Origin of the sequence: Staphylococcus aureus, assembly GCF_001027105.1 — a bacterium.
GTDB lineage: Bacteria > Bacillota > Bacilli > Staphylococcales > Staphylococcaceae > Staphylococcus > Staphylococcus aureus.
The window spans coordinates 987,766-1,008,437 of sequence record NZ_CP011526.1 but is presented as its reverse complement, the minus strand read 5'-3'; the positions used below and the strand labels follow the sequence as shown (position 1 = coordinate 1,008,437).

At 31.1% G+C, this 20,672-nt stretch carries 20 protein-coding genes, 2 tRNA genes and 1 riboswitch; of the genes, 6 read left to right on the top strand and 16 right to left on the bottom strand.

Translation table 11 applies throughout. The features are described 5' to 3' along the window. Positions 1-53 precede the first annotated feature (53 nt). The 8 genes from AA076_RS05075 to AA076_RS14700 all read right to left on the bottom strand — a co-directional run bounded on the left by AA076_RS05075 (position 54) and on the right by AA076_RS14700 (position 5,116). Positions 54-695, bottom strand: coding sequence for an ABC transporter ATP-binding protein (locus AA076_RS05075; RefSeq protein ID WP_000571178.1), 642 nt, complete (start codon positions 693-695; stop codon positions 54-56). Beyond that, positions 692-1,012, bottom strand: a complete 321-nt coding sequence (locus AA076_RS05070) for a YxeA family protein (RefSeq protein ID WP_000668623.1) — start codon at positions 1,010-1,012, stop codon at positions 692-694. The genes AA076_RS05075 and AA076_RS05070 overlap by 4 nt, the downstream gene beginning before the upstream one ends. Positions 1,013-1,014: 2 nt before the next feature. After that, the gene (locus AA076_RS05065) at positions 1,015-2,979 is read right to left on the bottom strand and encodes a bacteriocin-associated integral membrane family protein (RefSeq protein ID WP_000870806.1); all 1,965 of its coding nucleotides are present in this window, start codon (positions 2,977-2,979) and stop codon (positions 1,015-1,017) included. Positions 2,980-3,022: 43 nt separating this feature from the next. Beyond that, the gene (locus AA076_RS14715; RefSeq protein ID WP_001790097.1) at positions 3,023-3,295 is read right to left on the bottom strand and encodes a lactococcin 972 family bacteriocin; all 273 of its coding nucleotides are present in this window, start codon (positions 3,293-3,295) and stop codon (positions 3,023-3,025) included. 9 nt (positions 3,296-3,304) lie between these two features. After that, positions 3,305-3,406, bottom strand: a complete 102-nt coding sequence (locus AA076_RS14710; RefSeq protein WP_001790623.1) for a hypothetical protein — start codon at positions 3,404-3,406, stop codon at positions 3,305-3,307. 538 nt (positions 3,407-3,944) lie between these two features. Further along, complete coding sequence (locus AA076_RS16130) at positions 3,945-4,007, bottom strand: hypothetical protein (protein ID WP_228764722.1); 63 nt, start codon at positions 4,005-4,007, stop codon at positions 3,945-3,947. Positions 4,008-4,322: 315 nt separating this feature from the next. After that, positions 4,323-4,925, bottom strand: coding sequence for a CPBP family glutamic-type intramembrane protease (locus tag AA076_RS05050; protein WP_002871039.1), 603 nt, complete (start codon positions 4,923-4,925; stop codon positions 4,323-4,325). 14 nt (positions 4,926-4,939) lie between these two features. Continuing rightward, complete coding sequence (locus AA076_RS14700) at positions 4,940-5,116, bottom strand: YkvS family protein (protein WP_000214898.1); 177 nt, start codon at positions 5,114-5,116, stop codon at positions 4,940-4,942. A 198-nt stretch (positions 5,117-5,314) separates the two neighbouring features. Between AA076_RS14700 and AA076_RS05040 the strand changes: the two genes are divergently transcribed. Then, positions 5,315-6,301 (top strand): lipoate--protein ligase, encoded by a 987-nt coding sequence (locus AA076_RS05040; protein WP_000668820.1) that lies wholly within the window; start codon positions 5,315-5,317, stop codon positions 6,299-6,301. 80 nt (positions 6,302-6,381) lie between these two features. Here AA076_RS05040 and AA076_RS05035 read toward each other — a convergent pair whose 3' ends face one another. Next, the gene (locus AA076_RS05035; protein WP_000876826.1) at positions 6,382-6,600 is read right to left on the bottom strand and encodes an IDEAL domain-containing protein; all 219 of its coding nucleotides are present in this window, start codon (positions 6,598-6,600) and stop codon (positions 6,382-6,384) included. 209 nt (positions 6,601-6,809) lie between these two features. Here AA076_RS05035 and AA076_RS05030 point away from each other — a divergent pair, with 209 nt between their 5' ends. From AA076_RS05030 to AA076_RS05020, 3 genes are all read left to right on the top strand, one after another. Further along, entirely contained in the window at positions 6,810-7,379 is a 570-nt protein-coding gene (locus tag AA076_RS05030) for a competence protein ComK (RefSeq protein ID WP_000287265.1), read from the top strand. 141 nt (positions 7,380-7,520) lie between these two features. Further along, positions 7,521-7,595, top strand: a tRNA-Asn gene (locus AA076_RS05025). A 2-nt stretch (positions 7,596-7,597) separates the two neighbouring features. Continuing rightward, positions 7,598-7,686 (top strand) — tRNA-Ser (locus AA076_RS05020). A 179-nt stretch (positions 7,687-7,865) separates the two neighbouring features. On the opposite strand, the gene AA076_RS05015 is transcribed toward AA076_RS05020, so the two are convergent. The 7 genes from AA076_RS05015 to AA076_RS04985 form a co-directional block, all read right to left on the bottom strand. Further along, positions 7,866-9,377, bottom strand: a complete 1,512-nt coding sequence (locus AA076_RS05015) for a bifunctional metallophosphatase/5'-nucleotidase (RefSeq protein WP_000414177.1) — start codon at positions 9,375-9,377, stop codon at positions 7,866-7,868. A 138-nt stretch (positions 9,378-9,515) separates the two neighbouring features. Next, positions 9,516-10,874, bottom strand: a complete 1,359-nt coding sequence (locus AA076_RS05010; protein ID WP_000021864.1) for a TrkH family potassium uptake protein — start codon at positions 10,872-10,874, stop codon at positions 9,516-9,518. Between the two features lie 16 nt (positions 10,875-10,890). Next, a complete protein-coding gene (locus AA076_RS05005) occupies positions 10,891-13,215 on the bottom strand; it encodes a S1C family serine protease (RefSeq protein ID WP_001805132.1) in 2,325 nt (774 codons plus the stop codon). Positions 13,216-13,433: 218 nt separating this feature from the next. Next, positions 13,434-14,237, bottom strand: coding sequence for a TerC family protein (locus AA076_RS05000; RefSeq protein WP_000928413.1), 804 nt, complete (start codon positions 14,235-14,237; stop codon positions 13,434-13,436). A 74-nt stretch (positions 14,238-14,311) separates the two neighbouring features. Then, positions 14,312-14,419, bottom strand: a riboswitch (yybP-ykoY riboswitch). Between the two features lie 119 nt (positions 14,420-14,538). Further along, complete coding sequence (locus tag AA076_RS04995; RefSeq protein WP_001049959.1) at positions 14,539-16,101, bottom strand: peptide chain release factor 3; 1,563 nt, start codon at positions 16,099-16,101, stop codon at positions 14,539-14,541. Continuing rightward, complete coding sequence (locus AA076_RS04990; RefSeq protein ID WP_000608862.1) at positions 16,101-16,352, bottom strand: YueH family protein; 252 nt, start codon at positions 16,350-16,352, stop codon at positions 16,101-16,103. Before AA076_RS04990 ends, AA076_RS04995 begins: the two co-directional genes overlap by 1 nt. Continuing rightward, complete coding sequence (locus AA076_RS04985; RefSeq protein WP_002871035.1) at positions 16,345-17,826, bottom strand: UDP-N-acetylmuramoyl-L-alanyl-D-glutamate--L-lysine ligase; 1,482 nt, start codon at positions 17,824-17,826, stop codon at positions 16,345-16,347. The genes AA076_RS04990 and AA076_RS04985 overlap by 8 nt, the downstream gene beginning before the upstream one ends. 432 nt (positions 17,827-18,258) lie before the next feature. Here AA076_RS04985 and AA076_RS04980 point away from each other — a divergent pair, with 432 nt between their 5' ends. Then, the gene (locus tag AA076_RS04980; protein ID WP_000258650.1) at positions 18,259-19,434 is read left to right on the top strand and encodes a diglucosyl diacylglycerol synthase; all 1,176 of its coding nucleotides are present in this window, start codon (positions 18,259-18,261) and stop codon (positions 19,432-19,434) included. Then, positions 19,412-20,602, top strand: a complete 1,191-nt coding sequence (gene ltaA / locus AA076_RS04975) for a lipoteichoic acid biosynthesis MFS flippase LtaA (protein ID WP_001154222.1) — start codon at positions 19,412-19,414, stop codon at positions 20,600-20,602. The genes AA076_RS04980 and ltaA overlap by 23 nt, the downstream gene beginning before the upstream one ends. Positions 20,603-20,672 lie beyond the last annotated feature (70 nt).

The following is a 20,672-nucleotide window of genomic DNA, read 5'->3' as shown; positions in this document are numbered from 1 at the left end:
GTGTTGAAGTCAACATTTCCCATTGATTGGCTTTTAATTTTATCTTTTGGATATCACATAGATGCTACTTTTCTATACTGTTCTAAATCTATTATTTCGTCACATTGATTTGCAATAGCCATATCATGTGTTGCTAAAATCAGCACTTTATTTTCATCGACCAAACCAAATAATGATTGAATAATCATCTGTCCTGTTTTAGGATCTAACGCACCCGTTGGTTCATCAGCTAACATAACAATCGGATCTTTTAACATCATTCTAATTAAAGCGACACGTTGTTGTTCACCTCCACTTAGCGTATGAACTTTTCTTTTTAAACTGTTTGACAGACCAAACTGTTCTATATAACGTATCTTTATTTGTTCTTTTTCTTTCTTACTTATTTTTTTATATGCTAATCCAATATCTAAATTTTCATTTACTGTCAAATTATCGATTAATCCATAATTTTGAAATAAATATCCTAATTTATCTCTGTAAAAATTAGATTTAAATTGTTCTAATTGACCATTAAAATAGACATATTGTTTTCCTGTTTTTTCAAGTCCAGCAATAGTATTTAATAATGTAGATTTACCGCATCCACTTTTACCAATAAGTGCATATGATTTTCCACATTGAAATTTCAAATTAAGTTTCTTCAAAATATGTGTATTACCTTTTTGTATGGTTAAATCTTTTAATTCTATCATTCTTGTCTTACCTCTTTTGGTGTATCCTCTTTTTCAACATATGTGATCGATATGACATATTGCCCTTTATGCTTTATTTCGACATACGTTCTACTAGGTGAAAATCCATTAAATGTTAATTTATAATCAAGCTTTTCCCCTCTTTCACTATAAGCCGTAATATTAACATATTGTTGCGTACCTTTTGGCACTTTGGCATAACTATACTCCGTTTTTAAGAAAGGATTAAAACGATCAAGTATAGGATGATGTATGATTGTAAAAGCAATAGTAATGGATAATATTAATCCTAATAATATTGCAATGATAAATTTCATAGTTAAAACTCCTTGATAACTTCATTAAAACGTCGGCCATGATAGTATAGGCTGCAAATCTGCAATAATATTTGAACGACAAGAATCGTTGCAAATAACATCATTATATAGTGAGAATGTAAAATTACATTCGTCAATATTCCAATAAAAATAACAACTATATTATTTATTAATAAGTATTGGTAATTGGCTCTTAATGTTGAATAACCATATAGCTTTTTGATTACGAGTAATTTTCGATGCTGTTCAAAATAATATTTCACATCAAATAAAATAATAATTATTAAAATGATTGCGATAATGATTTGTGAAAAGTTGAGTACTGTTAATTTCAAATTGTTTTCATGATACATTTCCATCACGCTATCTTTATAATTGGTTATTCCACTGATTTCCCCATCAAGATGATACTTTTCAATATTTTTTACTAGCGCGTCATAATTTTTGAATAAATACCCGCCTTGACTGATCATGGCATAATAAAAATCATTCGATAAATCTGATGCCTGAACATTCACAATGATTGGCGCCTCTATAAATGACAAATGGCGACTATCTCGTGCATCAAATGAAAAAATTCGACAATCATTTTTGTTGATAAACTGTATAGATAACTTATTCTCTTTATTATTTTTATTTTGTACAAATTCAAACCATGAATGATATGCTTGATTGATTTCATTACGCATTGCATGAAACTTTTGTGGAATAATTACTTCGACATTATTTTTTTGATTTTTTATCGGAATATCAGGTTGAAACTGCTTGTAATAAATCGACCAGAACTGATTATTTACTAATATTACATTCCCCTCATCAGGCGAAAAGTTGTCATTGTCAACGGAGTCACCCTTTGGTTTGAATAAAATCGCATTATTTTCTGCTTCACTAGCCTTTACTAATTGTTCTGATCGCACCATATTATCAATCAAACTTTGTTTTGTTTCGTGATAAGGTGCAAATTCAATCGTGTAATAATCATCTAATACATTCCAATATTTCTCAGTTTCTTTTATTTTATTCAAATCTTTAATAACACTAGTATTTTCTATCATTACATTAGCTATTAGTACTAAGAGAATACTTTTACAAACTGTATTAATAAAACGAATTGTTTTAAAGTGCTGCTTACCTTTAATCATATTTGCAATATTTAAATTTAGTAACATTAAGAAAGTCCATAAATTAATAACACTAATCGTTAAAATGAAAAGACATGAAAGCAGAACTATTCTTAATATGAATAAATCTAAATTACCCGTGTAATTTAATATCCAAAGTACACTTGTAGTTAAAAGAATTTGAGTTATGATTAACGTTACCCAATACGTGCATTTCTTTGAAAAATTTTCGAAAATTATTTTTCTTAATGTAAAACCATTTAAATACTTAATCGCATACGCTTTGAAATTAATGTTCTTTTCGAAAATATAATAAATAAAATAAACGATTAAAAGTGAGGATAATGGAACTACTATATTCATTTGTTTAATGACACCAACGGCAATCATCATATGATCTATTTTGTATGATTCAGCAGTAACACCATATTCTTTTAAAAAATTTATGAATTTAGACACGTCAAAATTTTTGTCTTTTACAAAATAACTCCCTTTGATATCTTTTTTTAATACTTCGTCGTCACTTAAATAATGAATGTTATATTTAGCATTAAAAGGAGTGATAGTTGCTGCTTTTGATTTATTAAATACATATATATCTTTATCTACGTTTTTGTTTGTATAATTTGAAGTTGATTTATAGATTGCTACGTTCTCATTTTTAGCGAATTGATCTATACGTTTATAAATCTCATTTTTACTATATTTTTTATTCCAGTCAGTTACCGCTATAGGGTATTTAGTATCAGGCAATATTTCTTCGTTTTCTTTATATGTATAAACAAATAACAATATAGCAATCAGAATGAAGATTGTAACATCAAGTATTAATTTGAACCATTTCATGTTGTACCTCTTGCGTTGTTTATTTTCTATGATTTTTTAGTATTTAATAAATGTTATAATACGCTCTATTGACCCACCAATTATGTTTAGTAGCTGATGCTTTTGCTTTTACACCAGCTCTTGTATAACCACTAAATGATCTATATTTTCCAATAGCTGTTGCACCATGTCCTTTATGACCATGATAATAATACGACCAAACATACTTACTGCCGACACCATGACTCCAAGTGCCTCCTTCTGCGTATTCTGTAGATGCATAAGCTGCTGTTGATAATCCAAGTGCTAAAGTTAAATATAATATAGTGCCAAAAATTTTATTCTTCTATAAAAACACCTCTTCATATTTAATCCATATCTCTTTTTCGTTATTTATACAGAATTTTCTGAAAATAGTCAAGGTTAATTTATTTGCTGCAAATTTCAACCACTTTATGTTAAATGGACATCAAAGTATAATTGTATTATTATTAAATTGTGCAGTGTATAAATAGACGATATGCAGGAACATGTCGCCTATTGAGCCCGTTAAAAAGACGGTGACTAAATGAGATTTTCTTTAACCATCATTCGTTGTCAAAGTTTGGAAATGATGGTTGTTTTTTATTGTTTAAATTAATCATTGCGACTTCTATATCAATGAAAGTTATATTAATATATGAACTTCATTACATATTCAATAGAAATCACTTATTTATAAGTACTACCATATAATCATAATTGATTTCTACCACAGTATGATTTTCCTTTCAAATCTGACATGTTTAGCAGGCAATATACGGAAAATACTTCAAAATTTTGTTACACATCTAATAAAAATAGACAATTAAATAAAAGATATGTTACTATAAAAATGTAAAAAGACGACATGCAGGAACATGTCGCCTAATGAGCCCGTTAAAAAGACGGTGACTAAATGAGATTTTCTTTAACCATCATTCTATGTCAAAGTTTTGAAATGATGGTTATTTTTTATTGCTTAAATTTATTATTGCTACTACTATACCAATGAAAGTGACGATAAACATACCGAAACTTAACATTAAATGTAATGCGTTTGCAATAGATATCACAATAGGCTTTTCCTTTCAAAAGTGTTAAGTAATGCCATAGGCACCACCCCCCTTTACTCAGATAGCCACCATCAATTCAACTTGCTCAAAAATATTATACCATTTTTATAAAATATTTAGTAATAAAAACTGACTAAAACCTAATCTCAATAATAACCGCTTGCTGTTAAAAAATATTACCACTATAATGAAGCATGCCTCGAATCTTCGTATTGCTATTCTTAAGCAAAAAAGCTTTTCTTAGAACACATACGTCTAAGAAAAGCTTATTTAAGCATTAAAAATTAATAACAATATAATAGCTACAATTTGTGCAACGGATGTTGTTGCTATACGTCGAGTATACTCATAACTTAATGATAATATCACTTGTGCAACAAATATAAATGTTACTATCCACCAATTATCTAAATAAATAAATAATGAACTAGAACAAATTGCAGTTATTAATATAGCTACCCATTTCGGTATTGAAAAATGTGTTAATTCTTTTTGTAAAACAGTTCTCATATATAACTCGTGACATGGAATGACAAAAAGTAAAGTTACTAACATTTGCCACTTCCAATTGACACCTGTTCTTGCTAATTCTTTAATTAATGAACTATAACTTAAATTAGAAGTTATAAGTGAGAATAAAAGTTGAAGCATAATTAAAATAATTCCCGTAATAATACCAACACCAATTGATGTAAGCAACCGCTTAGATTCAATATCTCTTTGATAAAATACATAACTGATACCAGCAATTAGCATTATACCTGTATATAAATACCAGTATTCTTGGTGTTCGCCCCACATAATAAATAATATGAGATGAAATATAATGAAACTTATAATAAACCAAGTTAAAGCCTTCGAGATTTTATTCATTATAACTTACCTTCTTATTCAACAATCTTATATCGTTTATGATTGATAACAGTTTTTTCCGGTAAATCAAGGTCATTAAAATTTTCCATAATTGTTAAGTCAACAATAACAGAGTTATCGTTGATTTTTTCAACACGACCTCTTAATCCATCCATAAACTCAACAATGTTACCCACTTCTGCAACAGTCATTTTAAGTCCTCCTTAAATCATAACTAAATTATATTGTACTAAAATTCACTTAACAAATAAACTATTAACAATCAAAAATAATAAAATGTAACTTTAAGCCGATATTTAGAATGATTTGTGAGTATATAATTGGCATTTTGAGCAAAGTTAAGGCATAAATAAGTAGAGAATATATATAGATATAAGGGAGAGATTGTAATGAAATTCATTAGTAATAATAATATTACAGATCCAACTTTAAACTTAGCAATGGAAGAATATGTTTTAAAAAATTTACCAGCAGAAGAAAGTTACTTTTTATTTTACATAAATAGACCATCTATCATTGTTGGAAAGAATCAAAATACGATAGAGGAAGTAAATCAGACATATATCGATGCTCACAACATCGATGTAGTAAGAAGAATTTCTGGTGGTGGCGCTGTTTATCATGATACTGGCAATTTAAACTTTAGTTTTATAACAGATGATGATGGTAACAGTTTCCACAATTTCCAAAAATTCACTGAACCAATTGTTCAAGCATTACAATCTTTAGGCGTAAATGCTGAATTAACTGGTCGTAACGATATTCAAGTTGGACAAGCGAAAATCTCAGGGAATGCTATGGTTAAAGTTAAAAATAGAATGTTTAGTCATGGTACGTTGATGTTAAATAGTGATTTAGACGAAGTTCAGAATGCACTAAAAGTTAATCCAGCTAAGATTAAATCAAAAGGTATTAAATCTGTTCGTAAACGGGTAGCAAACATTCAAGAATTTTTAAATGACCCTTTAGAAATTGAAGAATTTAAAAAAATCATCTTGAAAACTATCTTTGGAGAAACTGAAGTAGAAGAATATAAATTAACGGATGAAGATTGGGAAAATATTGAAAAGTTAAGTAACGACAAATATAGAACTTGGGAATGGAATTATGGTAGAAACCCTAAATATAACTTTGAACGCGAGGAAAAATTTGAAAAAGGATTTGTACAAATTAAGTTTGATGTTAAACGAGGTAAAATCGAACATGCAAAAATATTCGGTGATTTCTTTGGTGTCGGAGATGTCACTGATCTTGAAAATGCATTAGTTGGCTGTCTACACGACTTTGAGCACATAGAAGAAGCACTATCAGAATATGATTTATATCATTATTTCGGTGACATAGATAGACATGAATTAATTAGATTAATGTCATAAACGATTAAAGGACTATTCTTACATGTATGAGATGTTAAGAATAGTCCTTTTATGATTGCGTTATGGAATTCGAATCAATGTTATTCACCGAGAAATGCCTCCAAATTTTTGTATTCTGCCGTATATTGATTAAATGCTGCTTCATCTTTATTGACGAGTGCGTCATCTATAAGTTCTATGAGCTGTCGTTTTCTTACCTCTCGAAGTGCTTCATTGATAATTAATTCAATACCCAAATCATTGACAGTTGTGACAAACGCTTCTAAAGTTGTATGTTTAACATTAGTATTGTATTTCATAGAAACCACTACCTTTCTTTAATTTATAATAAGTATACATTTTTCTAATTTTGAAATCAATGAATATTCTGACTATTAGTTAAAAATTATTGTACATTTTCACCAAAATAATAACTTGACAACTCAGAATTTTATTATAAAATATCTTTATATCATTAATTGTATTTTTATATTAATGGTTTAAAACTTAATAAAGCGAGGTTTTGCTTATGTATTCTCAAAATATTTATGTGATACGCAAAGGAGACATGGTTATTCGACCAGCATTTGATGATGACGATCAAAGAAACGGTAGTGAAATAATTCGGTTTGACAAAACGCGTATTCAAAATCCTTTTAAAGTCCAGAAAATCATTGAACGCTCTTGCAAATTTTATGGTAATACTTATCTTGGCAAGAAAGCAGAGACAAACCGCATTACTGGCATTTCTAGTAAACCACCTATTTTACTAACACCATTATTTCCAACTTATTTTTTCCCAACACATTCTGACAGACAAAATGAAAATATTTGGTTAAATATGCATTATATCGAAAGTATTAAAGAATTAAAAAATCGTAAATGTAAAGTGACATTTATTAATAATGAATCAATCATTCTTCATGTTTCATACCACAGTTTATGGCATCAATATAACAATTCCATTTTTTACTATTACATGGTAGATAAACAATCTCGCATGATATCAAAAAATCCCGACCAACCAATAGATTATAATAAAGCCACATTGAATGTGTTTGAAGCATTGACACGCTATTCTTTATTTGAAGATAAATAAATTGTTTATTTTTAAAATATGCGGAATGTTTTATAAATATAGTGTAAATGTTCTGCATATTTTTTTAAGGTATCTATTGCAAATTAACTTAATCTTGTTATAATAATATTTGTGCTTGATATTCAAACACATACAAATTAATCCACAGTAGCTCAGTGGTAGAGCTATCGGCTGTTAACCGATCGGTCGTAGGTTCGAGTCCTACCTGTGGAGCCATTGGAAACGTACTCAAGTTGGCTGAAGAGGCGCCCCTGCTAAGGGTGTAGGTCGCGAAAGCGGCGCGAGGGTTCGAATCCCTCCGTTTCCGTTACTTGCTAAAATGGTATATACCATTTTAGCTTTTTTGTTTACTTATATATAATGAATGAGAATTTCACTGTTCTTTTATATCAATTTTAAAATTCTAAAAACCTTTCCTAGATAATCTTCTCTAAGAAAGGTTTTTATACTTGTTGAACTTATAATTAATTTATTACATAGCAATATTTACCTGTTTTTAACTATAAAATTATCACTACATGAAATACGATAATTCGGATCTCTTAACTTCTCTGCAATTAATGTACTCATTGTTTCATCGTATGATTCATGTATAATAGCATTTTTTAAATAATTCTTGTAGTTACGATAACAATAGTCAGTCATTGTAACTCTATAACTCTTAGTCAAATCAATTTGATCTAACATTACTCGTTGCCCAGGTTCTTGATTCATATCAATCTCATAATTGAATCCTTGCCACATTGTACATAACGTTTCATCAATAATTGTTAAGCTTAATTGCTCGTTAACAAAATCTAAATGTGAATAACTATACTCCAATATATCTTTGATATTTTGACCACTAATTGTCATATCCATTGGCTTATCTGGATATGGGTATGCATGATACAAATCTTCATTTCGAATCTGTCCACTCAACCCCTTCTCTCCGTTCATAGGCACGTGGACACATGTTATATCATTATCAAATGCAAGGTGAATTGCATCATGTAATAATTGCGAAAATGGATGTGTTTGACAGACTAAATCTTGTAACCCATTTACTGATAACATCAAACCTTTATCACTTATGATTTCCTGTGACCAATAAGCCACTGCTTTTCTATCATAGAATGTTAAATCTAATAATTCTTGATCCTCTTCATACTCATTTAAGTCAATCACTTTAGAATCAATGCTTTCAACATCATAAGTTGTTGTTCTCTTTTTAAAATTAATCGAAAGATGTACAAGCTCTTTGGCATCTTGACCAGCCTGAACATAATACGTTTCATGATCTTGACCTACTATTGTTTGATGCTGATGAGCTGTAATCATTAAATCTATAACACCGAGTTCTTCCATTAATTTTTCAGCTTCATTCGAACTTGCCTTTTTATTTTTCGTACTATTACTAATTTTATTCAATCCACCATGATAAATTACAATCAAAAAATCTGGCTCTTCAACTTCATGGATATATCTAATCCAACGTTTTGATGCCACTAATGTCTTTTCAATAGATACATCTTGCTCCATTTCAGAATACTCATTTTCCATTAAACCATCTGCTGTGACGCCTACGATAGCAATTTTTAAGTCACCAAAATGTTTAATACAATATGGAGTTGAAAAATAAGGCTCCTTAGTAACATTGTATTCAATATTTGCTGATAACCATGGAAAACGTGCCAAAGCAATTGAACGAGTTAAAAATGATAAACCAAACTTGAATTCACTTGGACTCACACCGCTAGCATCATAATGCATTCTGTTCATTAACTTTATCATTGGATGTCGTTTATAAGGTGCAACAATAGCATAATAATAGGCCGCTAACGAGCCAGCTAAACTTCCGCCACTATCTAATAAAATGACGCGATGATTTTGTGCTCTTACTTGGTTAACATAAGTACCAGCTCTATAAATATTTGAACCATAATCACCATTTAAGAAATGACTATGCATATCTGACGTAGTTAAAATCTCTACATTAATGTTTTCATTTTTTTCCATCATGTTACACCTCTCATTGTTACTAGTTTACCATTTTCGAAACCAATCGTCTTATAAAATAAGTTAAAAATACAAACTAAAAAAGCAATCTAAGTTCCAGTTAAAATCTACATTAACTAAACTTAGATTGCTATTATATTATCCTATTTGAATACGTTCTTTTGGATAATGGAATTTATCTGGTTCTCGACGTCCTGCTATCATAATGATAAATGATATTAAGCCAACACGTCCTATAAACATGAGTATCATTAGTACGACCTTAGAAATATCACTAATATCACTTGTGACACCAAGCGATAGTCCACAAGTTCCAAATGCAGACATGACTTCAAAAAATACTTGTAAAAATGTAAGCTTACCATTTTCAGTAGCTGATATAATTAGCATTCCTAAAAATGTTAAAATTGTCGCCATTGTAAATACTGCAAATGAACGTTGAATATCCATAATGTGTACTTCTCTATTGTAAACTTTAATGGATGTTTTATCGGCATTATTACTAAAGTTAATTAAAAACAAAATTAAAATAGCGAAAGTTGTTGTACGAATACCGCCACCAACCGAACTTGGCGAAGATCCTATAAACATTAAAATACCCATGATAATATTAGTGGGGTCACTTAGTGTTGTCACATCAATTGTTTGAAGACCCGCACTTCTTGTAGTCGCTGATTGAAACAGCGAATAGAATAACGATTGATGCCAACTTAAACCTTTGAACGCATGGTTATGTTCAAATAATAGAATGGCTAATACCCCAACAATAAATAGGAATAAATATGTTGATGTCGTAATTTTAGTAAATAATGAAAATCTAAAATTAGTAACCCTATTTTGAATATAAGCTTTAACTTCTAATAATACTGGGAAGCCGATTGATCCTAAAATTATTAAAAATATAACTATCGCTTGTACAAAATAATCATGTGCATAAGGAATTAATGACTTACCTGTAATATCTAATCCACCATTGGTAGTGGCAGAAATAGAAACAAAAACACCTTGCATGATTGCATATTTTAAATCTGGATTATCTCGATAAAAGTAAAATGCTAATAACATGGCTCCTACGAGTTCGATTACAAATATTGATTTTACAATATCAATAATCAATTTGACGGTACCACTCATTGTGTTTTTGTTATTATCTAACATAATTAACTGACGTTCTCTAATTCCAATATGTTTACCTAGTACCACCCATAACATCGTACCAATTGCCATGACGCCAATTCCACCAATATTTAATATCACGAGGATAATTAATTGTCCAAATGTAGAATAGGTATCGACAATACTTATCGGAGACAATCCAGTAACACTAATTCCGGATACGGCAACAAATAATGTGTCAATTGGATTTACTTCTACACCTGGTTTATGAACATACGGTAAGTTTAATAATAAAAATGCAATGACAATTGCGACGATATAGTACAATACAATACCTTGTTGAGGGCTTGATCTTTTTAAAAACTGGCTAAAAATTGACACGTTGTTCACCTCAACATTATTTTAGTTTAATATTAATTTCTTTCTCTTTACCATCTCTATAAATCTTCGCTGTAATTGATTTCAAGTCATCTTTATGACTAAATATAATCTGCCTAAAGCGTAAATCATCTTCTAAAAGTTTGCCATCTAATTCAGTAATTACATCACCTTTTTTCAGACCAGATTGATCTGCTAAACCATTGTTGTCAACTTGATCTACAACAACACCGTTCTTAACTTTTCCTGGCAATTTAACTGCTTGTCTTTCAAAACTATTTAGACTGACAATATTCTTCATTTTAACACCTACATCGGGATAGTCAATTTTACCTTTTGTTTCTAAATCTTTTACAATCTTTTGTACTTCATTAACAGGTATTGCAAATGACATATTTTCAACGTTTGGCATACTAATTTTAGCTGCAACTACACCTATTAATTTTCCTTCTCTATTGACGACAGCACCACCCGAGTTACCTGGATTTACTGATGCATCAATTTGGAAAGCTTTCATCAACATATCATATTTATTATCTTTATCGAAATCAATAGGAACATTTCTGTTCAGACCTGAAATAATACCTTCTGTCACAGTGCCTTTAAAGTCTACACCAAGTGGATTACCTACGACTAATATTGGCTCTCCTAACACTAAATTATTTGAATCTCCAATAGCTATCTCTTTCACTGAACTGTCTGAAGAAGTTGCTTTAACAACAGCTAAATCTGACCATTTATCTTTACCAAGCACTTTCCCAACAACACTTTTATTATTCGAGAAAGTTATTTTTTGATTTTCTTTATCACCGACAACGTGTGCATTCGTAACAATATATAACGTATCTCCAGATTTTTTATATACAACACCTGATCCCACTTCGTCTTGAGATGCTTTATCTTTAGGTAATGATGAATCTTTTGATGTTTCATTTTCAACTGTAACGACCGATTTAACTGTGTTATTGGCATTTTTCATCGTTGTCGTATATTTTTGAGCATCTGCATCATTATTATCATTCATGCGATCATTTTTGTTCACATTATTAAAAATGGCATTCAAAATAACAATTAGAATAATAATACCCATTAGAATAACTAATTTAGGCCAATACATCATCCAAAACTTTTTCAAAATGTCACTATAATTATTATTCGTAGCGCGCCCTTTGTTCAATTTTGATGTAGCCTTTTTTTGATTATTATTTGCCGATGTCTTTGTATTTGTTTTTTGACCGTTTAATTTATCATGGTCATTAATAGAAATATTTCTTTTTTCAGTGCTACGATGAGATGCAGTTGACTGACTTTGATATCCCACCGTTTCAGACGAGTCTGCATTTTGTTTATGTTTATCTTCAACATGAATTTTTTCATCAAGTTTTCGATCGTCATCTGTTTTTGATAATGATGGTGTATTGATATCATTATCAGGATTATCGTCAACAATATGATTTTCTCTCATGACGTTATCTTTATCATCACTTATCGATGGTATATGATGACTTAAATCATTTTCATGATTAGACTTGTCATTTTGTTCGCTATCACCATATGTATAGGTTTTTGTTTGCTCATTTTGACTTTGCTGTCTTTTCAATTTCTGTTCTTCCGGTAAAGTTAATGGCTTCTGATTATTTACTTCATCATCAGATTCCGACAATTTTGGTACTGTATTTGATTTGTCTGATATTACTTCAGATTTCAGATTACTACTTTTATTTCCATCTGAACTGTCTTTTTTTATTTTCTCTGTCTGCATCGAGCTGTCTGAATCAGTTCTTGAAGACTCAGAATCAATTCTAGTCTCTTTATCATGTTCTGAAGGTTTAGAAAGTACATGTTGCTCTTCATGACCAACTTTGTTTTTATCTGAACTTAGCTTTCTCATTTCAGTTGATTCTACTTTATCGGTTGATTTAGTTGATAAAGTCGCTTCAGAATTTTGCTCATAATATTTTGATTTCTCTGTATCTTGGTCCACTGAATCTAATGAATTTTGTTTTTTAGATACATCGTCTGTTAAATAATGATCTCTGTTATATGCTGACTTACTATCCTGATTACTTTTACTTTCTTCAGCTTTATTCTCATTAACATCACGGTTTCTCTGTTCTAAATGCGATGATAAACTATTTTTAAAACGTTCGTGCTTATCAATTGAATCTTTATGTATTTGCTTATCTGCTTTTTTTGATGTTGTATTATCTATATTTTGTTTATCTTGATGTTGATTTAAATTTTCTTCTCTGTCTTCGTTGTGGAAGAATTCACGACGCTTACGTCGGTACTGACTTTTAGGAATTACATGTTTTTTACCAATATCCACTAATGTCCACTCCATTCAATAAAATCACTTATCATTATGACACATTAACACCTAATTTGCTTTAAAATCTATATAATTTCTATTGAAAAAATGCTAAATATAAAAGGCACATTTTCTTAATACTATATCGCATCTTTTGATTCACATTCTTCAAAATCCATTTTTCATAAATCACTCAATTAAATGAAAAAGGACAACCTTAAACTAAATTAAGATTGTCCGCTTCACATCAATTATTTATGCGATTTTTTATTTTTAACAACTGAACCTAACCAACCGATAATTACTAATCCAATTAGTACTGTCCAGAAAATAGATTGCCATAATACGCCATGTGGGAAGTGCTCAGGCAATACAGCGATGTCTGGGTGCGCTAATACCATGACAACTAATTTAACACCTACCCAACCAACGATCGCGAAGGCTGCACCTTCAAGTCCTGGATATTTGTTTAATAGCTCTACAAACCATGTTGCTGCATAACGCATTAGAATAACACCAATCATTCCACCTAGGAACATGACTACGAACTGACCTAAGTCCATACCACCAAAGTGAATACCAACTTTAGGAAGTGTTACAGCAATAGCTAAAGCAGCAAGCATAGAATCAATGGCAAATGCGATATCTGCAAATTCTATTTTCAACACAGTTCCCCAGAATGATTTGTTACTTGCTTTAATCTCTTCACCAGATTCATCATAATGATGATCATCTCCAGCTTCAGGACTTTCAATTTCTGGGTGTTTAAAGAACTGCCACAGATTTTTGATTGACATATAAATTAAGTAAACCGCTCCTGCAGCTTGAATAAACCAAAAGTTCGCGATAATACTAATTAAGAATAATGCTAAAAATCTAAATACAAATGCACCTAACAAACCGTAAAACAAAGCTTTTTTACGTTGTTCGGGTGGTAAGTGCTTAACCATTACAGCCATAACAATCGCGTTATCTGCTGCTAATAAGCCTTCTAAAAATACTAAAACGACAAGTACCCATAAATAAGGTAAGATCAAACTTGGATCCATTAACATGTACAACTCCTTTAAATAAATAAGTTAAGTACAAACAAAAAGACCTATGCTAAATAAATAGCAAAGGTCTCACTAAGCAATTTAAATTGCCCACTTTACCGGAAGATATCTTCGTAATGACGATAAAGTGTCGAATCATTTATACGGTCATGATTCTTAAGTTACTCCCCTCTGACAAAATGCCATAGGTTATTCATTTGATACATCATAGTATACCTTTTTCTTTTAAAATATACAATTTATTTTTCTTCAACGAAACAATTATTTTTAATGTAACAAATTCGATTATACAATTGAGCTGTTAAAGTAAACTATACAATTTAATTTCAGGGAATTTCTCTTCAAACCATCTTGTTGCAAATTCATTTTCAAATAAGAATACTAAATCGTCATATCTATCTTTCACTAAAATCGATCTTGATGTGTTCATCTTATCTGTAATTTGGTCTTCATTTTCAATCCAACGTGCAATTTTACGGCCTACTGGCTCCATAACAACATCAACATTATATTCGTTTTTCATTCTATGTTCGAAAACTTCAAATTGTAACTGACCAACAGCACCTAAAATAATTTGGTTTGTGTGTAATGTTTTATAGTATTGAATCGCACCTTCTTGTACTAATTGTTCAATACCTTTATGGAAATGCTTCTGTTTCATGACGTTTTTAGCAGAAACTTTCATAAAAATTTCTGGCGTAAATTGTGGTAAATCTTGGAAACTGTAGGTTTGTTTTCCACCAACTAAAGTATCTCCAATTTGATAATTACCAGTATCATATAGTCCAATGATATCGCCTGCTACAGCATGATTCACAGTTTCTTTATCGTCTGCCATAAATGACGTTGAACGTGTGATCTTTTGCTTTTTATTAGTACGTTGCAAAGTAACATCCATACCACGTTCAAATGCACCACTAACGACACGCATAAAGGCAATTCTATCACGGTGTTTAGGGTCCATGTTGGCTTGAATTTTAAAGATAAATCCTGAAAATGAATCATCAAACGGGCTTACTTCAACGTCTTCTTTTGTTTGTCTCGCATTTGGCATTGGCGCAAAATCAACATATGCATTTAAGAAATTTTGTACACCAAAGTTAGCTAAAGCTGAACCGAAAAATACAGGTGTTAAGTCTCCACTCAACAGCGCGTCATTATCAAAGGCTTCACCCGCTTCTTCAACCAACATTAATTCTTCAATCGCTTGTTCAAAATCACTATCATTTGTAATTGCATGATCTTCTTCCAACTCAAAATCATCATTCAAATGTAATATATTTTCTTCATCTCTAAATGGTTCAATTGTTTTAGACTTTCTATCAATGATGCCAAAGAAACTTTGTCCCATACCAATTGGCCAATTCATAGGGTATGTTTCAATATTTAATGTCTCTTCGATTTCATCTAATAATTCAAATGGTTCTTTACCTACTCGGTCTAATTTATTAATGAATGTAAAGATTGGAATACCACGCATTTTACAAACTTTAAATAACTTCAATGTTTGTGGTTCAATACCTTTTGCACAGTCTATGACCATGACAGCACTGTCAACTGCCATTAATGTTCTATACGTATCTTCTGAAAAGTCTTCATGTCCTGGTGTATCTAAGATATTGATTTTATAATCATCGTAATCAAATTGCATTACTGAACTAGTTACAGAAATACCACGCTCTTGTTCAACTTTCATCCAGTCACTTGTCGCAAATTTACCAGTCTTCTTCCCTTTAACTGTACCCGCTTCACGAATAGCACCACTGAAGTACAATAGTTTTTCAGTTAACGTTGTTTTCCCTGCATCGGGATGTGAAATAATCGCAAAAGTCTTTCTAGACTCAACTTCTTGCTTTAAGTTCATTAGTCTTTCTCCTTTTTATATGTTTCTATCCAATCTGTTAGTTGTGATGCAATCGATTCTGCCTCTTCCTCTTCTTTAAAAACAAACAATTGCATGAGTATTGCTTCAAAACAAGTTTCTTCATCTAATGTCATTGCCATCTGATATGACCAAAACCAATCTGGTATAGCAATGATTATCTGGTTATTTAATGCTTCGAATAAATAAACATCAATAGTTTTACCTTCATCAATAAATCTTTTATTAATCAACAGGGCCACCACCGAACTTTTTGTAAGCTGCTTCAAGGCCAATTAAATCATCTCGATGTGGCACCTTAATATGCCCTGGCATGATTTGATATGGTTCTCTTCCTTTTGATGCTAAAACGACAGTATCCCCAGGCTCAGCTATGTCAATTGCATGTTTTATCCCTTCTGCACGATCATCAAATTCAATATAGTTTTGATGTGTTGCACCTTTGGCTAATTCTGCCGTTAACATTTTCGGGTCATCATTTGCCGGATTATCCGGTGTGAAAATGACATAATCTGCACGACAGGCAACTCGCCCCATTTCAGGCGTTTTAGTTAAATCACGTTCGCCTGCCATACCAACTAAAAATATCAACTTTTGCTTTACAAAAGGCTGTACTGCATCGATTAATTTGTTCATACCATCAGCTGTATGTGCATAATCGATAATTAAATCAATAGGTAACGAAGGATCTAAAACTTCTAATCGCCCTTCAACAGGTTCTAAATTTTCAACAGCTTTAATAATCGTTTCTAAAGATGTACCTTTACTCCACACCGCAATCATTGCCGCCATAATATTAGAAATATTAAACTTACCAACATAAGGCGATTTTACTGGGTAAGTTCCAAAAGGCGTTACAAAATCAAAGCTGACACCTTGTAAAGATTCTTGAATATTTTTAGCCATAAATTGGGCTTCCTCATCAATTCCATAACTAAATACTTCATAAGGCGTCACTGTTCTTAAATACTCAGAAAATGAATCGTCATTGTTTAACACGACATACTTTTCTTTCGACAAATCTTCACCTAATTGACTAAACAATAAAGACTTCGCGTGTCCGTATGCTTCCATTGTGCCATGAAAATCTAAATGGTCTTGTGTTAAATTTGAAAATATTGCAATGTCAAATTCAACGCCTCGCAGTCGTCCTAATACTAAGCCATGGCTTGATACTTCTAATGTCATAGATTCAGCGCCTGCATCAACTGCTTCTTTAATTTTCTTAGTTAAAGAAACTGTTTCTGGTGTCGTATTTGCACCTTTTGTCTTTGTTTCATTAATTTGGAAACCATTAGTTCCTAAATATGCACTATTTTTTTGTAACTTTCTTTGAATTAAATGAATCATCGTCGCAATAGAAGTTTTACCATTTGTACCCGTTACACCAAATGTCACTAACTGATGACTCGGATAATCATATAATGTGTGTGCTAGAATACTAGCTACTCTTAATGTGTCCGGCACAACCACTTGTGTTACGTTAGCTGGTAATGATTGTTCTTTATTGACCACTACCAACTTACACCCTTGATCAGCTACATTTTGACAGAACTTATGACTGTCTACAGTATATCCAACTGAAGCGACAAAAATGCTACCTTCTCTCGCTGTACGTGAATCAGTAGTGATATCATCTATTTGTTGTTCTAAAGAACCCAATACACGCTTTACTTTTACTTTCTTAAACAACGTACTTGCATCCAAACTGAACCGCTCCTTTTTCTACAATATGTTTATTATACACGTTTTGTTGATGTTAATAAATTTATAATTTCACTGTTATATCCTACTAATCAGCATTTTCTAATTTCTACTATTAAAAATAAAACATACGGTATTATGAATTAGTTTTACAATTATGGCTCATCTTAAATTATTAAAACCATCTTGTAACATGGTATAATATCATAATTGTTTCCAAAAATATGCTATAATTGTATACTGGATAATTTTAAATATACAAATAAAACATAGAACAATAAATTGCTTTATAAAATAACGTTTTATTTTGTATCAATTCATCTATAGATTAAAATTGCTATAAATGTAACGACTTTGCGTCTTTATTTCTTTTATAATGCCGTAAAATAAGTTACACTTAAATAAAATTTTCAAACTAACGGAGGGTGGCTATTAATGGTTACTCAAAATAAAAAGATATTGATTATTACTGGCTCATTCGGTAACGGTCATATGCAAGTTACACAGAGTATCGTTAATCAACTTAATGATATGAATCTAGACCATTTAAGCGTCATTGAGCACGATTTATTTATGGAAGCTCATCCAATTTTGACTTCTATTTGTAAAAAATGGTATATCAATAGCTTTAAATATTTTAGAAATATGTACAAAGGGTTTTATTACAGCCGCCCAGATAAACTAGACAAATGTTTTTACAAATACTATGGACTTAATAAGTTAATTAATTTATTGATAAAAGAAAAGCCAGATTTAATATTATTAACGTTTCCTACACCAGTTATGTCGGTACTAACTGAGCAATTTAACATTAATATTCCAGTTGCTACAGTGATGACAGACTATCGCTTACATAAAAACTGGATTACGCCGTATTCAACAAGATATTATGTGGCAACAAAAGAAACGAAACAAGACTTCATAGACGTAGGTATTGATCCTTCAACAGTTAAAGTGACAGGTATTCCTATTGATAACAAATTTGAAACGCCTATTAATCAAAAGCAGTGGTTAATAGACAACAACTTAGATCCAGATAAGCAAACTATTTTAATGTCAGCTGGTGCATTTGGTGTATCTAAAGGTTTTGACACGATGATTACTGATATATTAGCGAAAAGTGCAAATGCACAAGTAGTTATGATTTGTGGTAAGAGCAAAGAGCTAAAGCGTTCTTTAACAGCTAAGTTTAAATCTAACGAGAATGTATTGATTCTAGGTTATACCAAACACATGAATGAATGGATGGCATCAAGTCAACTTATGATTACGAAACCTGGTGGTATCACAATAACTGAAGGTTTCGCCCGTTGTATTCCAATGATTTTCCTAAATCCTGCACCTGGTCAAGAGCTTGAAAATGCCCTTTACTTTGAAGAAAAAGGTTTTGGTAAAATCGCTGATACTCCAGAAGAAGCAATAAAAATTGTAGCAAGTTTAACTAACGGTAATGAGCAATTAACTAACATGATTAGTACAATGGAACAAGATAAAATTAAGTATGCTACACAGACAATATGTCGAGACTTACTTGATTTAATCGGTCATTCATCACAACCACAAGAGATTTATGGAAAGGTTCCTTTATATGCAAGATTCTTCGTTAAATAATTACGCTAATCATAAAAATTTCATTTTAATGCTTATTATCTTATTTTTAATGGAATTTGCGAGAGGCATGTATATCCTAAGCTATATTAATTTCTTGCCAACAGTTACATCCATTGCTGTAGCAATAACGTCTCTAGCATTTTCAATACATTTTATTGCTGATGCATCTACAAACTTTGTTATAGGATTTTTACTGAAAAAATTCGGCACAAAAATCGTTTTAACGACTGGATTTATTTTAGCATTTACAAGTTTATTTTTAGTTATTTGGTTTCCAGCATCACCTTTTGTAATCATATTTAGTGCTATGATGCTCGGTATTGCAGTTAGTCCTATTTGGGTCATTATGTTATCCAGTGTTGAAGAAGATAAACGTGGCAAACAAATGGGCTATGTTTATTTTTCATGGTTGTTAGGCCTATTGGTAGGTATGGTTTTTATGAATCTACTTATCAAAGTGCACCCAACACGCTTTGCCTTCATGATGTCTTTAGTCGTTTTAATTGCATGGATATTATATTATTTTGTCGATGTAAAGTTAACAAATTATAATACTCGTCCAGTTAAAGCTCAATTGAGACAAATTGTTGATGTGACAAAGCGCCATTTATTGTTGTTCCCTGGTATTCTTTTACAAGGTGCCGCAATTGCTGCCCTAGTTCCTATATTACCAACATATGCTACTAAGGTTATTAACGTAAGCACAATTGAATATACTGTTGCAATCATTATTGGTGGTATCGGCTGTGCAGTTTCGATGCTATTTTTATCGAAACTAATAGATAACCGCAGCAGAAACTTTATGTATGGTGTTATTCTAAGCGGATTTATTTTATACATGATATTAATTTTTACTCTATCTATGATTGTTAATATTCACATCTTGTGGATTATCGCTTTAGCTATCGGTCTAATGTATGGCATCTTATTACCAGCATGGAATACCTTTATGGCACGATTTATCAAATCAGATGAACAAGAAGAAACTTGGGGTGTTTTTAATAGTATCCAAGGATTCGGCTCAATGATAGGGCCATTATTTGGCGGATTAATTACACAATTTACCAACAATTTAAACAATACATTTTATTTCTCGGCATTAATCTTTTTAGTCTTAGCTGTATTTTATGGAAGCTACTTTATAGTAAATAGAGAAAAAGCTAAGTAAGGTTAAAACGTATTTTAAAATAAAGAAAATGGTCATTTTTATTACATTCAATAAAAATGACCATTTTCTT